This is a genomic window from Acinetobacter sp. TUM15064, assembly GCF_008980265.1.
Classification (GTDB): domain Bacteria; phylum Pseudomonadota; class Gammaproteobacteria; order Pseudomonadales; family Moraxellaceae; genus Acinetobacter.
In genome coordinates, this window is sequence record NZ_BKFU01000001.1 from 129,901 (window position 1) to 145,653 (window position 15,753).

Consider the following 15,753-nt stretch of genomic DNA (forward strand, 5'->3'; position numbering starts at 1 on the left):
TTCATGTCAGAAGCGTTGATCAACCGTCTGGTCGAATTTGCTGAATCAGGCAATCAACAAAAAATTATCTTGGCAGGACAAAGCCACCAAGGCTGGATCATGGAAATTACTGAAGATGCACTCTTAATCAGCACTGGATTTGCAGAAAAGACCGGAAAAGATGTTTGGATTAACTTCTCCGAGCTCGAACACGCCCAATTATTTTATTGGGATAATCAACTCGATCAATGGGCAACGTTTACCCTATAAATAAAAAAGGAGCATTTCCAGATGACCACTCAACGCTGCGGATGGTGCTCCTCAGACCCGCTCTACATCGACTACCATGATCATGAGTGGGGTAAACCACTACATGATGAAAAGCAGCTCTTTGCGATGCTCTGCCTCGAAGGTCAACAAGCGGGGCTGTCATGGATTACCGTCCTGAAAAAACGTGAACACTATCATCGCCATTTTTTCCAGCATCCCATCGAGCAAATTGCAAGTTTTAGCGAAGCAGACTTAGCCACTAAAGTCCAAGACGCAGGGCTAATCCGGCATATCGGAAAACTCACTGCGATTCGTGACAATGCGATTGCATGGGTTGCACTGAAACAACAAGGCATCAACCCTGTGGAATGGCTCTGGAACTTTGTCGAGCAACATGCCATCCACAATGATGTTCCTGACTACCGCACAGCACCTGCACAAACACCTCAAAGCCAAAGCATGTCAAAAGCACTGAAAAAACAGGGCTTCAAGTTTGTTGGCCCGACCACCTGTTATGCCTTTATGCAAGCGGTCGGCATGGTCAATGATCATGAAAATGGCTGTCATTTTAAATAAAACCATCTCAAACGATAAATAAGGACACCGAATATGACTGACAACACCATTCGTGCCTATGCGGCGATGCAAGCAGGCGAGGCCTTACAACCCTATCAATTCGATGCAGGCGAACTGCAAGCACATCAAGTTGAAGTGCAGGTGGAATATTGTGGACTGTGTCATTCTGATGTTTCGGTCATCAATAATGACTGGAATTCATCGGTCTACCCTGTGGTTGCAGGCCATGAAATTATTGGTACTATCATTCGCTTAGGCTCAGAGGCCAAAGGCTTAAAACTGGGGCAACGCGTAGGTATCGGTTGGACCGCTGAAAGTTGTCAACACTGTGACCCATGCGTGTCGGGGCAGCAGGTGCTCTGTACAGGCGGTTCAACAGCAACCATCGTAGGGCATGCAGGTGGTTTTGCCAACAAAGTTCGGGCAGGTTGGCAGTGGATTATTCCCTTACCTGAAGATCTGGACCCTGAGTCAGCAGGGCCTTTGCTGTGTGGCGGGATTACTGTTTTTGATCCAATTTTAAAGCACCAAATTCAAGCTATTCACCATGTTGGTGTGATTGGCATTGGTGGGCTTGGCCATATGGCGATTAAGCTTCTGAAAGGATGGGGCTGTGAAATTACGGCATTCACGTCCAATTTAGACAAAGCTGAAGAGCTCAAGGCTATGGGGGCAGACCATGTCGTAAATAGCCGAGATGTGGATGCACTTAAAGCACAAAGGGGCAAATTCGATCTGTTGCTCAGTACGGTGAATGTCACGCTCAATTGGCAAGCATATTTAGCCACACTTGCTCCGAATGGTACGGTACATATGTTGGGACTGCCCTTAGAACCGATGCAAATTTCTGCGGGTAGTCTAATTGGTGGAGCCAAATCTATCACAGGTTCACCGACAGGATCTCCTGCGGCATTACGCCAACTCCTCAAGTTCGCTGCACGTAAAAATATTGCGCCACAAATTGAACTGTATCCCATGTCGCAGTTAAATGAAGCGCTGGAACGTTTACATTCAGGACAAGCACGTTATCGTATTGTCCTCAAAGCCGACTTTTAAACGATGAGCGCCTCAAAAGAGGCGCTTTTTAGACCGCTTGTTTAACCCCTACCGAACGATTAATTTGCGCTTTGACCCAATCGGCCAACAAGCTAACGGCCTCCCGAATATCTACCGAAAGTTCATGTCCAGCATTGAGACGGATACAGTTTTTATAACGTTGCCCTTCTCCAAAAACCTCTCCGGGCACAATATTGATACCATGTTGTTGCGCAAAATAGTACATGTCTAAACCATCAATACTTTCGGGAAGTTGTAGCCATAGCGCATATCCTCCCAAGGGCTGATTGATCCGTAACTCTACCCCGTCAAAGGCATGCATGATCATGTGTCGATATTGTTCAACTTGCTGTTTCAAAATCGGTTTAAGCTGCTGTAAATGTTCGCGATAGGCACGGCTATAAATCAGGTCAGCCAGTGCCAACTGCAAAGGTGTATTCACGGTGATATTTTGCATCAGCAAAGTAGCCTTCAAATGCGCTAAGCGCTGCGGAATACAGAACCAACCTACCCGATACGCAGTTGAAAGTGACTTGGAAACCGAACCACAGAAAATCACATAACCCTGCTGATCCCAATATTTAATCGGCAGCGGACGACTCGAGCTGAAACTACATTCACCATAAATATCATCTTCAATTACATAGCATTGATAACGTGCAGCCAGTTGTGCAATTTTTTCTTTTTCTGCATTGCTTAGGCAAAATCCCAAGGGATTTTGATAATTGGCCGTAAGTAAACATGCTTTTGCACCTGAACTTTGCATGACTTGCTCTAAACGTTCCAAATCAAAACCTTGAGTATCGGCTGGAATTTCAATGATTTTTCGCTTTAAGCCAGCCAACATTTGCAGCTGACCATTAAAATTCGGTGTTGGGACAATCACGCTGTCCCCTTCTTGGCTTAAGTTTTGAATGATTACCGACAATGCAGGCATACAGCCATTGCTGATGTAAATATCATCCTGCGAAATGTAAAAACCATCTTCAGCCCAATGCTCCGACAAAGCTTGTCTTAGGCGAATATGACCTTGCTTATCACTATATAAAAAGTCTTCAGGTTGGCTATGCTTTAGTGCACGTTGGATTGAACGGCGGAGTGCCTCTACAGGCACATGTTTAGGCGAAAGCTGAATAGCACCCAAATGAATGAGACGACTGTTAATAGAAGACTGTTGAATTTCAAGTTGCAGTTCTAAATTTGAGATCTCACGCTCTTGGGACTGAAAGTCTGGATGCTGTGGCACAGGAATAGAGGGACTGGATTTTTTCTGATAGCTGACAAAATAGCCTGATTTATTTTTTACATGAATATAGCCCTGCGATTCGAGCAGTTCATAACAACTTTTGGCAGTATTTAGACTGACCTTTTGTAAAGTTGCAAACTGTCGCAAAGACAGCAATTTCTGTCCTGCGGGTAATTCCGCATTTTGAATTTTCTCAAGTAACTGCGTCGCCAAGCTCTGATACTGAAAAGCCATGCATCTGTACCTATTTTTTTAAATTTTATGTATCTGTATCCATTATGCGCACAGAATTATGCTCCTGTCATCCGTCAACGAACGTCAATAGGTGCCTTTATGAAAAAAATAATGATTTCTTTATTTTGTGTATTGAATTTATCTGCATGCCAACCGCAAAAGGTTTCACAGCAAGTACAGCAACAGCACTTTATTTGTAAAGCGCTCATTGAAGGGTTTCTCAAAACACAGAACTTAAATGACTACCAATTTTTAAGTTTACAGCCGAGCTTGACGGAAACAGCAACACAGCGAACCTATGAATATCGGTTGAACGATGAACGACAAATGCAGATAAATTTACCCAATAAGAAACATTTAGAATTTCAATGTGATCAAAGCAGTGCCAAACATTTCACAATCTCACTTGCTGGTGAAGGGCATGTCATGCTGAGTTTAATGCACCTAGATTTACCTCAGGCGTCGACTTTACAGCAACTGACTACTTACCAACAGCCTGAATAAAACCACCATCAAAATCAATTGCCTGTACCGCAGTGCAGGCTTTCAGCAGTTCTAACGTAAAGCCACAGGTAACTGCACAGGCAGATCACGCTGTTCCTGCAATTGCTTTTTCATTTTCTGTAGCATTTGATAAGGCTGCTGTTGGACGAACATGTTCACGATACTCAGTGGAATCGAGCCTTCAGGATTGGCATAACCCGAAGTGGAAACTCTCACTTTGTTTGGTCCGAGTTTTTGGAAAGTCCAATCGCCCTCATAGTGGTTTAAGCGTACATAGTCTGGATTTTTCAGAATATTTTTATCAATGGCTTTGTTTTTAATACTTATCACCCCCTGACTGTCCTTGATCATTTTGCCTTGCACCACCAAGTCGCGATCTTTTAAAGGAAAAGGAAAGTCGAGCACCATATACAACTGGAATTCACCTTTTTTATCATCGCGGGACAAAACTTTGACACTGCCCATATACGGTACCCATTTCACTGCGTGATCTACATCCAAAATCAGTGAAACGGCTTTTTCAATCGGCACATCAAACGTGGTTTCAGCCTTATATAAAAAAACGGGGTTTTGTGCATTTTGATAAGTCCAAACTTTAATATTATTTTTATGAATACTCAGTTTGGCTTGATCCATAGGCTTGGCTTGTGCTGTGCTCATTAGGGCAACAACACAAGCCATATACATGACTTTTTTCATTCTATTCTTCGTCTTATTTTCGTTTTTATCTTGTTTTTATTACGAATGAAACGGGTTTTATACTTGGATATCGTTAAAACCTAACACATCTTTCATATCATATTTACCTGCTTCACACCCGATGACCCAAGCCGCAGCGCGTACGGCACCTGAAGCAAAGTTCATTCGGTTGGTCGCTTTATGGGTAATTTCAACACGCTCGCCATCTGCAATAAACATCGCGGTATGTTCACCGACAATATCGCCACCACGAATAGTTTGGAAGCCAATGCTTTGACGCTCACGAGGCCCTGTATGACCTTCACGGCAGTATACTGCATCAGTTTTCAAGTCACGCCCTAAAGCTCCAGCAATCGCTTCACCCATCATCAGCGCTGTGCCTGATGGCGCATCGACTTTATGACGGTGATGTGCTTCAATCACTTCAATATCCACCGTGTCACCAAAGACTTTAGAAGCCAATTCCAACAGTTTAATCGAAACGTTGACACCCACAGAATAATTGGCTGCATACACCACAGGTGTTTGAGTCGCAGAGTCATCCAAATAGGCTTTTTGTTCGTCATTCATGCCAGTAGTACCAATCACAATGGCTACACCCGCTTCACGACAAATTTTTAAATGCTGAACAGTCGCTACTGGTGCAGTGAAATCAATCACCACATCACACTCTTTCACTACCGCTTCTAGGCTACCCACCACCTTCACCCCAAGGCTACCAATTCCTGCAAGCTCACCTGCATCTGCACCAATCAATGAACTTTCAGGACGTTCAACGGCTGCAGCCAATTGATAGCCTGCTTCGTTTACCGCTTGAATAAGGATGCGACCCATACGACCGCCTGCACCCAAGACACCAATGCGTGGAGCTGCTGACATAATATATTCCTAATGTAGCTTCAAAATTGTTCTTACTATAGCAAAACTCATTGCCCAGACTAAGTTTTGTTAGCCATTTTCATCGAAAAAATCGCTTTATTTTCAAACATCATTTCTCGTCATTTTCACAAATTTGCAATCAATATTACGCAGACTAGGTTCGCGTTAAAAAACAACTTTAAAATGAGGAAAATAGAATGAAAGCAAAGGTACTTTTTCTAGCGATCGCGTTTGGGGGCTGTCTGGCAAATGTTCAGGCTGAACCTGCTGTTCAAGCAGGCGACACTTTGGAAAGTTTGTCACAAGTCAAAATTAGCACCAGTACACACCCAAAGGTCAATACTGAACAACAAGCACCATCTGTTACACCTGTTGAAGAGACCGTCTCTGTAGATCAGATTGATCAACCTGAACTTCCAACAGAAGTGCAGTAACATAAAAAAAGCGGGAAAATTTTCCCGCTCTTTTCAATCTTATTTAACCGATATGACGTTTTATCAGTCAAACAGACGGTCAAAGAAAGACTTTTTCTTCGGTGATGATTTGTGATCATCTCCATCCAGAGTTTCTTGCAACTCTTTTAACAACTCACGTTGACGTGCTGTTAAGTTGACTGGCGTTTCGATCACGATACGGCAGAGTAAGTCACCTTGCATACTGGTACGTACAGGTTTAACCCCTTTGCCACGTAAACGGAACATTTTACCCGTTTGTGTACCTTCAGGAATTTTCAAACTCACGCGACCTTCGAGTGTCGGGATTTCAATTTCTTTACCCAAAGCAGCATCTGCAATGCTTACAGGCACATCCATATACAGGTCTGCACCATCACGTTGGAAGATTTCGTGTTCACGCACGACCACTTCTACGTACAAGTCACCTGACTGACCGTCACGAATCGCTTCACCTTTACCCGTTAAACGAACGCGGTCACCATTGTCGACACCCGCAGGAATCGTCACTTCAAGGGTTTGTTGACGGTCTTTAACACCTGAACCATGACAAGTATTACATGGGTTTTTAATGATCTTGCCCTGACCACGACAAGTGCTACAAGTCTGCTGTACAGAGAAGAAACCTTGTTGCATGCGAACCTGACCTGCACCATGACAGGTTTTACAGGTTTCAACATCATTCGGGTTTTTAGAACCTTTGCCATCACACGTTTCACACGGTGCTGGTGCAGTAAAAGTAATGGTTTTCTTCACTCCTTTTACTGCTTCTTCCAAGGTCAGTTCCATTACATAACGTAAGTCAGAACCACGACGTGCACGCTGTTGACCACGACCGCCGCCGCCACCAAATGCGCCACCGAAAATATCACCAAATTGACTAAAGATATCTTCTGCGCTGAAACCACCACCGAAGCCACCGCCGCCGCCCATACCACCTTCAAAGGCTTGATGTCCCATACGGTCATACATGCTGCGCTTTTCGCTATCCGACAAAATTTCATAAGCTTCAGCAGCTTCTTTGAACTTCTCTTCAGCTTCGGCATTATCAGGGTTACGATCTGGATGATATTTCATCGCCAACTTACGGTAGGCTTTTTTAATTTCATCATCACTAGCGGTTTTAGCAACACCTAAAACCTCATAATAATCACGTTTAGCCATGTCTGGCGATGCTCCTCACGGAATTTATTTAATACTGGGCTGTGGTCTGAAATTGGGGGTCAAACCAAGTTTTACAAGGGGATGTTTGAAAAAAAATCAGTATGTTTAGAAAACAGCCTTATTTTTCAAAAATTTAGAGAAGCCTTTAAACCATGCATTTAAAAGAAAAAGAAATGCAATACAGCTAAAAACGACACCTGCAACAGTACATGCGGTGACCCACAATGCGCTATCCCAAGTGAAAAACATGAGCGGAATAAACCACAATGCTGCAAACAAAGCCAAGATGCTATAAATCACAATATTACGCATCACCCAAAGGGCTTGGGCTTGTAACCAGACCTCAGCGTGATCAATCTGCGTGACTTTCCGTGCATACCAATATGAAAATGCGCCACTAATCACAGTAAACAAAGCTAAAAACATGAAGACATAAGAAATCGCTATAGAGCGGCGATACTTGGTAATATTGTCTTGCATCATGCGTTTAACCCCATTTGCTACATCGTTCGTTTTGTAATGTGTAGCAAAAACTGCTTTATAAAAATGCCATAAATTTCAGGTGCTACTATATTGAAATTTTCAATGTTTCGCACCTGATATTGGCATAAATTTACAGCTTATGGCTAATTTTTTTTACTTTAAACCACTGCGCATACAAGGCAGGTAAAAAGAACAGGGTTAATAGCGTCGCTACAATCAATCCACCCATAATCGCAACAGCCATGGGACCAAAGAAAATACTTCTGGACAGTGGAATCATGGCAAGGACAGCCGCCAATGCCGTCAGCACAATCGGACGACAGCGTCGCACGGTTGCATCAATGATCGCATCCCATGTTTCATGCCCTGCTTGAATGTCTTGCTCAATCTGATCAATCAAGATCAACGAGTTACGCATAATCATCCCCGACAGGGCAATAGTGCCTAACATTGCAACAAAACCAAAGGGTTTATTGAACAGCAGCAAGAATAGCACCACACCAATTAAGCCTAAAGGTGCGGTAAGCAGTACAATTGTCGCACGCGACATACTGCGCAGTTGAATCATCAGCAAGGTCATGACCACGGCTAAGAACAAAGGCATGCCCGCTGCAACCGATTTACCACCACGTGCAGACTCTTCCACGGTACCACCCACTTCAACCAAATAACCATTTGGCAATTCTGCACGCAGCTGATCCATCTGTTCAGCCATTTCATCCACTACAGTGGCAGGCTGTAATTTGGTCCGAATATCTGCACGCACCGTAATGGTCGGTAAGCGGTTACGGTGCCAGATCAATCCATCTTCAAAACCATAATTAATTTTCGCAATTTGCGCGAGTGGCACTGTGCCACCACTTGAGGTTGGAATAGCCAGACTGGAAAGGGACTCTACTTCAGCCCGTTCCGCTTGGTCTCCGCGTAAGCGGATCTCAATCAGTTCTCGCTTTTCACGGTATTGGTTAATCGTGGCACCCGAAATAGAACTGTTCAAGAAATTGGCTAAATCTAAACTAGACACCCCCATTTGGCGGGCACGGTCTTGATCAATCTCTAAGCTAATCACCTTACTTGGCTCACCCCAGTCAAGGTGTACATTCGTTGTGTTCGGGTTTGTGCCAATCAGCGCAGCTACTTTGTCCGCCCATGCACGAACCTGTGTCAAATCTTCACCTGATACCCGATACTGGATTGGATAACCAACAGGTGGCCCATTTTCAAGCAGAGAAACACGAGTACGAACATCTGGCAGTAACTGACGGATTTGTGTATCTAAAGACTTGCGAATTTCATTTCGATCATCCAATGAAGAGGCCAAAACTACAAACTGTGCAAAACTTGCCTGTGGCAGTTGCTGATCGAGCGGTAAATAAAAGCGCGGTGAACCTGTGCCCACATAAGCCACATAGTTATCAATCCCCTTTTGCTTCGATAGGAACTGTTCGACCTTTTTCACTGCATTTTCAGTTGCGGTTAAAGATGCACCTTCCTCGAGTTTTAAATCGACCAAAATTTCTGCGCGATTCGAAGGCGGGAAGAATTGTTGTGGTACCAATTTAAACATGAGCACCGAGAGCACAAAGATCCCAACCGTTGTCGCAATGACCGTTTTTCGATAAGTCACACACAGATTGACCCAACGACGAAAACCTTGATAGAACTTGGTTTGATAGGGATCATGCTGCTCACCAGGATGATGCACCGTTGACTGTGGCTCAGGCTGCTTGCGCAATCGTGCCCACAACCGGCTATACCACGGTGCTTTTTGGATGAGATCCTTATTGAAATCAGGCAATAATTTGTCGCCCAAATAAGGTACAAACAATACAGCCGCAAACCACGACACAATTAAAGCAATGGTCACCACTTGGAAAATAGAACGCGTGTATTCACCTGTACTTGAGGCTGCTGTTGCAATTGGCAAAAAGCCCGCAGCGGTAATCAATGTTCCCGTCAGCATTGGGAAGGCCGTGGTTCGCCACGCATGCCCTGCGGCTTGTAGTCGACTATAGCCCTGCTCCATTTTAATGGCCATCATTTCGACTGCAATAATGGCATCATCAACCAACAGTCCCAGTGCTAAAATCAAAGCCCCCAACGAAATTTTATGCAAGCCAACATCAAAAATATTCATGCCTGCAAAGGTCATCGCTAAGACCAGTGGAATGGAGAATGCCACCACCAGCCCAGTACGGAAACCCAGTGAAAAGAAACTCACTAGCAGGACAATAATGACCGCTTCTGCAAGCACTTTCATAAATTCGTTGACACTGCGCTTCACCGCAACGGGCTGATCTGAAACTTTTTTCAACTCCATACCAAGGGGTAAGGTTTTTTGCAGATTAGAAAACTCAGTCTCTAGGTTTTTACCCAAAGCCAAGATGTCGCCACCTTTGCGCATCGAGACCGCAATTCCGATACCATTTTCGCCCATAAAACGCATACGGGGTTGAGCTGGCTCACTAAAGCCTCGATAGACATCAGCAACGTCACTAAGCTGGATGGTTTTTCCATTGACCAAGAGTGGCATACGTTGCAGTTCTGCAACGCTTTTAATCTGCCCTGTGACTCTCAGTTGAATGCGGTCAGACTTCGTTTCAAAGAAACCTGCACTGGCCATGGTATTTTGCTGTTGCAACGCTTGTTGAATAGCTGTGACGGGAATACCTAACTGCGCAGCTTTGGTGTTGGAAATTTCAATCCAAATTTTTTGGTCTTGTAAACCAACAAGGTTCACCTTAGCCACATCTTTGACACGTTGTAGTTGTAACTGCAAACGATCGGCATATTCTTTCATCACCGCATAGTCAAAGTCTTTACCAGTCAATACATAGATATTACCGAAAGTGTCACCAAACTCATCGTTAAAGAAAGGACCCTGAACACCATCTGGGAGTTCATGCTTAATATCATTGACTTTTTTACGAACATCATACCAAACATCAGGTATTTCACTCGAGCGCATGGCATCACGTGCTACAAAAGTGACCATGGACTCGCCAGGTCGTGAATACGCCATAATACGTTCGTATTTACCCGTGGTCATCAGTTCTTTTTCAATACGATCTGTGACTTGTTCCGATACCTCACGCGCAGTTGCACCAGGCCAGTATGTCTGCACTACCATGACTTTAAAGGTAAAAGGCGGGTCTTCACTTTGAGCAAGTTTGGAATAAGACACCACCCCAATGATCCCGAGTAACAACATAAAATAGAGGATCAAACCTTTATTTTTAAGTGCCCATTCGGACAGGTTGTAGTTCATGCTTAACTCCCTGCCGCAATCTGGACCGCTTTGTTATCACGGCTAATCGGTTTAATTTTCTGTTTTTCACGTAGTAAATGGACTCCGCCCACCACCACATAGTCTTTTGGCTGTAACCCTGAGCGAATAGTGACCGTATCGCGACCATACTCGCCAACAACCACAGGCACCTTACGAATACTGTTATCGCTGTTTACCACCCAGACATAGGCATTTTTCCCACTCGCTGAAACACTGGCTAACGGCACACTCAGCACATTACTCTCGGTGGAGCTAAAGAATACACGTGCACTTTGCCCCAACTGAATCGCATTTTGCCCTTCACGCAGCGCCACTTTGACACTAAAGGTTCGGGACTGATCGGCGGCAGGGGAAATTTCACGTACATAGGCTGCAAAACGCTGATCGGGCTGAGACCATAGCGTAACGACGGCATCCTGTCCCACTGTAATTTTAGGAATAGCTTGTTCAGGGACACCGATCACGACTTCGCGATCACCAGAAATCGCCAGTTGAAAAGCGGGCTGTCCTGCTGAAATCACTTGCCCAATTTCAATATTTCGCTCGGTAATCACGCCATTTTTATTGGCAATCAGTTGGTTATAGCTGGTTTGGTTTTGTGTAACATTAAAATTGGCTTGGGCTTGTTTTAAGCTCGACAGTGCTGCTTTATATTGATTTTCAACGCTGTCGTACTGTGAACGACTGACCGCATTACTGGGTAATAATTGCTTAAAACGGTTAAGTTCATCCTGTGCATTTTTCTCAGCCGCTTGTGCACTCTCGAGTTGGGCTTTGGCAGAATTTAACTGTAACTGAGCATCTTGCACATCTAAACGTGCTAAGACTTGTCCAACTTTGACTTGATCCCCCACATCGACCAATCGCTCTGTAACTTGCCCCCCAACACGAAACGACAGTGCGGTTTGTTGGCGGGCCTGTACTTCACCCGCATAACTTTTTTGTTCTAAATGAGTGGTATTCGGTTGGCTCACCATAACTAGAGGGATGGGTTCTGATTCAGCCGTGTCTTTGCTGCATCCCCACAAGGTGATACTACACACCACCATCATACTTGCCACAAGGGTCTGAATTCTGCTCATTGAAGTCTGCTCTTCTTCCAAAATCACCTGCTCATCAGGCACAATATCCAGATGCAACATGGTTATTTTTTAATTAATATACTGCATAGTACACTAATTAAAGATACACTAAGATGTAAATGACTTTTTGAACTTTTTTTTAGGATCACTTGTGCAAGCTTCAGCAGGACGTCCAAAGGATTTAGAAAAACGGCAACGGATTTTGAATGTTGCACGTCAGTTGTTTTTACAACATGGTTATCATGGCTCCAGTATGGATCAGATTGCCAAAGAAGCCCATGTCACTAAACTGACGGTATATAATCATTTTCAGGATAAAGCCAACCTGTTTAGTTGTGCCATAGAAGAAACCTGTGAAAAGCTGATGCTGGGTCGTTCATTTCAATTGCAATGTGCAGAAGACTTCCAACCTATGCTCAAACAAATCTGTACGCTGTCGATGTATATTATTAACCTGCCCGAAGCAATTAAACTGGAACATTTGTTATTACAACTAGCGGCAGAGCAAAATCCTCTTTTACATAACTTCTATAAAGCATCTCATCTTAAAATGCAGACTATTTGGGAGCAATTTTTTCATCAGGCCCAAACACTAGGCGTACTTCAGTTTGAACAAGTCAATGATGCCATCACCTTATTAATGTCTTTGCTCTTTGGTTATCGTCATCAAGAAATGCTATTGGGGATGAACGAAGTTCCTAGTGCAGAACAATGTGAACAAATCATTCAAGAAGCGATCAGCATTTTTTTATTCAGATACCCGATACAAAAACACGAAAAGCAAATAGAGTGACTTTGAATTTTTTAATAACAAATTCAGTGATTTGTCACTTATTCATGTGATTGAATCAATAGAGAGCAGCGATATAAGTCTTTCATTTGTTTCTAAATTCAGCAATTAATCCCCTACTTTTGTCTGCCCCTACTTGGATTGTCACCGAATCGGGGTATAGTCAAATTAAGAACAACGAGGGAATAATAATCATGATTCAACAAATTGATGCTCCACTACGTGAAGATGTCCGATTACTCGGCAACTTGTTGGGTGAAACCCTCAAGGAGCATGCTGGACAAGATTTGTTTAATCAGGTCGAGCAAATTCGTGCCTTATCCAAAGGTGCTCGCGACGGACAAGTTGAAGCTGAAAAACAGCTCGAACAACTTTTTTTAAGTCTTGAAGATGATGAAATTCTCCCACTGACTCGTGCTTTTACTCACTTTTTGAATTTTGCCAACATTGCTGAACAATATCACGTTGTACGTAGCCGTCGTCAAAGCGAATTTGATGTAAACACCCCGTCTCCCAATCCGCTCGACCACCTCTTTGAAAAATTCAAGAATAATGACATTCCCACTGATACGCTATTTCAGCAAATCTGTGATTTGAATATTGAACTGGTGCTGACTGCTCATCCAACAGAAGTCAGTCGCCGAACCCTGATCCAAAAATATGATGGTATCAATAACGCTCTCTTTAAAATGGATCAGCAGAAACTCACCCCACGTGAGCGCCAAACAGTCCTTGAAGATTTAAAACAATTGATCTGTTCGGCATGGCAGACCGATGAAATCCGTCAACATCGCCCAACCCCTGTGGATGAGGCAAAATGGGGCTTCACCACCATTGAGCAAACCTTATGGAATGCCGTACCGAAGTTCATGCGTGAACTGGACGACATGGTGATTGAGCACTGTGGGCAACGTCTGCCTCTCCATGTCGCACCTGTTCGTTTCGCTTCATGGATGGGCGGTGACCGTGACGGCAACCCAAATGTAACCCACAATATTACTCAAGAAGTCCTGTGGCTATCCCGTTGGAAAGCAGCTGATCTGTACTTACGTGACATTGAAGATTTACGTTGGGAACTCTCGATTCAAAGCTGTAGCGATGAACTGCGTCAAGCCTTGGGTCAAGACCATCCTGAACCGTACCGTGAATATTTACGCGATACTCGCGAACGGCTAAAAGCTACGCGCCATTGGTTAGCAGAAAAACTGCGCGGTGCCGATGCCGATGACAGCCGTGTCATTAAAGCTAAAGATGAACTGTTACAGCCTTTACTACTGTGTTATCGCTCTTTAATTGCCAGCAATCTACCTGAAATTGCCAATGGGAAACTGCTCGATTTTATCCATCGGGTGAACTGTTTCGGGATTGAACTGCTGAAATTGGACATTCGCCAAGAGTCAGGACGGCATCGCCAAGCGATTTCCGCGATTACTGAATATCTGGGTCTGGGTAATTTTGAAACGTGGACTGAACAAGCGCGCCAAAATTTTTTATTGCAGGAACTACAAAGCAAACGTCCGCTGTTGCCGAAACATTTAAATGAGCCTACACAAAGCTTAATTGAACAACCCGAAGTACAAGAAGTGTTTGCCACCATGCGCACTTTGGCAGCGCAGCCTCAAGAAAGTTTAGGTGCCTACATTATTTCGATGGCGGAGTACCCAAGTGATGTACTGGCGGTACTACTTTTGCAAAAAGAAGCAGGGATCCAACATCCGCTGCGTGTGGTGCCTTTGTTTGAAACATTAAAAGACTTAGATGGCGCCGCAAGCACGATGAATACCCTATTCAATATGCATTGGTATAAACAGCATATTCAGGGCAAGCATGAAGTGATGATTGGCTATTCGGACTCGGCAAAAGATGCAGGCTTTATGTCAGCCAATTGGGCACAGTACCGTGCGCAAGAAGAATTAACTGCGGTTGCGAAAAAGCATGACGTCCAACTGACCCTCTTCCACGGTCGTGGCGGTTCCATCAGTCGTGGCGGTGCACCAACACAACAAGCCCTGTTTTCACAGCCACCCGGCTCAATTTCAGGTGCCATCCGAGTCACTGAACAAGGCGAAATGATTCGCTTCAAGTTTGGCCTAGAAGGTATTGCACTACAAAACTTAGAGATTTATACCGCTGCTACTTTAGAAGCCACTTTACTTCCACCACCTGTTCCTAAACCTGAGTGGCGCGAGTTGATGCACAGCATGACCGATTTGTCGGTGCAGGTGTATCGCCAAACCGTGCGAGAAAACCCGCACTTCGTCAAGTATTTACGCACAGTCACCCCAGAGCTAGAGCTACAAATGTTGCCGCTTGGCTCACGTCCGGCAAAACGTAAAGTCAGTGGTGGCATTGAGTCTTTACGTGCCATTCCGTGGGTATTTGCGTGGACACAGATTCGTTTGATGCTACCAGCTTGGCTCGGTACAGGCGCTGCAATTAACCAAGTGATTGATCAAGGGCATAAAGCGACCTTGGATGAAATGCTGGCGACATGGCCGTATTTCCAAACCCTGATTGATATGTTGGAAATGGTGCTCTCAAAATCGGATGGTCATGTGGCGCTGTATTATGAATCACACCTGACCAATGATGAAGATTTGAAAGTGCTTGGGGAACATCTGCGTCAACGTTTAAAATATGCAGTGCAAACCCTGTTAGCACTTAAAGGTGAATCGAAACTACTGAGCAGTAACGAAGTTTTAGACCAGTCCATGCGTGTACGTAAGCCGTATTTATTGCCGCTACATTTGCTTCAGGCAGAGTTAATGAAACGTCGTCGCCGTTACTTAGAAAGTAGCCAAGAAACCAATACACCTGTAGACCATGCTCTGATGGTCAGTATTGCAGGCATTGCGGCTGGATTACGAAATACTGGTTAAAATTTTAAGCCTGTTTAATTTACAGCACATCACTATGGTGTGCTTTTTTATTGACCGCATGGTCAAACCTGTTAAAAAAATTTATCAATCTAATCATAATTATTTATGAATAAATAATTGGCAAAAATTACCAATTAAGCCTTGATTTATCGTTATTTTTAAAAATTAAAA

14 protein-coding genes are annotated in these 15,753 nt (G+C 44.1%); 7 read left to right on the forward strand and 7 right to left on the reverse strand.

Annotated features, from left to right (window positions below; translation table 11 throughout):
* Nucleotides 1–3 precede the first annotated feature (3 nt).
* Genes GBI16_RS00615 through GBI16_RS00625 form a run of 3 tightly spaced genes read left to right on the forward strand, consistent with a single transcriptional unit; the run spans nucleotide 4 to nucleotide 1,881 of the window.
* A complete protein-coding gene (locus GBI16_RS00615) occupies nucleotides 4–249 on the forward strand; it encodes a hypothetical protein (RefSeq protein WP_086210351.1) in 246 nt (81 codons plus the stop codon).
* A 21-nt stretch (nucleotides 250–270) separates the two neighbouring features.
* Entirely contained in the window at nucleotides 271–825 is a 555-nt protein-coding gene (locus GBI16_RS00620; protein WP_151706319.1) for a DNA-3-methyladenine glycosylase I, read from the forward strand.
* A 33-nt stretch (nucleotides 826–858) separates the two neighbouring features.
* Nucleotides 859–1,881 (forward strand): NAD(P)-dependent alcohol dehydrogenase, encoded by a 1,023-nt coding sequence (locus GBI16_RS00625; RefSeq protein WP_086210353.1) that lies wholly within the window; start codon nucleotides 859–861, stop codon nucleotides 1,879–1,881.
* Nucleotides 1,882–1,909: 28 nt separating this feature from the next.
* Here the strand turns inward: GBI16_RS00625 and GBI16_RS00630 are convergent, their stop codons facing one another.
* Nucleotides 1,910–3,361, reverse strand: a complete 1,452-nt coding sequence (locus GBI16_RS00630) for a PLP-dependent aminotransferase family protein (protein WP_151706320.1) — start codon at nucleotides 3,359–3,361, stop codon at nucleotides 1,910–1,912.
* 99 nt (nucleotides 3,362–3,460) lie between these two features.
* On the opposite strand from GBI16_RS00630, the gene GBI16_RS00635 reads away from it, so the two are divergent.
* Entirely contained in the window at nucleotides 3,461–3,865 is a 405-nt protein-coding gene (locus tag GBI16_RS00635) for a hypothetical protein (RefSeq protein ID WP_119063349.1), read from the forward strand.
* Between the two features lie 51 nt (nucleotides 3,866–3,916).
* Here the strand turns inward: GBI16_RS00635 and GBI16_RS00640 are convergent, their stop codons facing one another.
* Complete coding sequence (locus GBI16_RS00640; RefSeq protein ID WP_086210356.1) at nucleotides 3,917–4,564, reverse strand: START domain-containing protein; 648 nt, start codon at nucleotides 4,562–4,564, stop codon at nucleotides 3,917–3,919.
* 57 nt (nucleotides 4,565–4,621) lie between these two features.
* On the reverse strand, nucleotides 4,622–5,443 hold the full coding sequence (gene dapB / locus GBI16_RS00645; protein WP_151706321.1) for a 4-hydroxy-tetrahydrodipicolinate reductase: 822 nt from the start codon (nucleotides 5,441–5,443) through the stop codon (nucleotides 4,622–4,624).
* Between the two features lie 197 nt (nucleotides 5,444–5,640).
* On the opposite strand from dapB, the gene GBI16_RS00650 reads away from it, so the two are divergent.
* A complete protein-coding gene (locus GBI16_RS00650) occupies nucleotides 5,641–5,877 on the forward strand; it encodes a hypothetical protein (RefSeq protein ID WP_086210358.1) in 237 nt (78 codons plus the stop codon).
* Nucleotides 5,878–5,940: 63 nt separating this feature from the next.
* Here GBI16_RS00650 and dnaJ read toward each other — a convergent pair whose 3' ends face one another.
* The 4 genes from dnaJ to GBI16_RS00670 all read right to left on the reverse strand — a co-directional run bounded on the left by dnaJ (nucleotide 5,941) and on the right by GBI16_RS00670 (nucleotide 11,913).
* Nucleotides 5,941–7,059, reverse strand: a complete 1,119-nt coding sequence (dnaJ, locus tag GBI16_RS00655; RefSeq protein ID WP_086210359.1) for a molecular chaperone DnaJ — start codon at nucleotides 7,057–7,059, stop codon at nucleotides 5,941–5,943.
* A gap of 105 nt (nucleotides 7,060–7,164) precedes the next feature.
* On the reverse strand, nucleotides 7,165–7,542 hold the full coding sequence (locus tag GBI16_RS00660) for a hypothetical protein (protein WP_086210360.1): 378 nt from the start codon (nucleotides 7,540–7,542) through the stop codon (nucleotides 7,165–7,167).
* A gap of 130 nt (nucleotides 7,543–7,672) precedes the next feature.
* Nucleotides 7,673–10,810 (reverse strand): efflux RND transporter permease subunit, encoded by a 3,138-nt coding sequence (locus GBI16_RS00665; RefSeq protein WP_086210361.1) that lies wholly within the window; start codon nucleotides 10,808–10,810, stop codon nucleotides 7,673–7,675.
* A gap of 2 nt (nucleotides 10,811–10,812) precedes the next feature.
* Entirely contained in the window at nucleotides 10,813–11,913 is a 1,101-nt protein-coding gene (locus GBI16_RS00670; RefSeq protein ID WP_086210386.1) for an efflux RND transporter periplasmic adaptor subunit, read from the reverse strand.
* A gap of 151 nt (nucleotides 11,914–12,064) precedes the next feature.
* Here GBI16_RS00670 and GBI16_RS00675 point away from each other — a divergent pair, with 151 nt between their 5' ends.
* Complete coding sequence (locus tag GBI16_RS00675) at nucleotides 12,065–12,706, forward strand: TetR/AcrR family transcriptional regulator (protein WP_086210362.1); 642 nt, start codon at nucleotides 12,065–12,067, stop codon at nucleotides 12,704–12,706.
* Nucleotides 12,707–12,897: 191 nt separating this feature from the next.
* The gene (gene ppc / locus GBI16_RS00680) at nucleotides 12,898–15,582 is read left to right on the forward strand and encodes a phosphoenolpyruvate carboxylase (protein WP_086210363.1); all 2,685 of its coding nucleotides are present in this window, start codon (nucleotides 12,898–12,900) and stop codon (nucleotides 15,580–15,582) included.
* Nucleotides 15,583–15,753 lie beyond the last annotated feature (171 nt).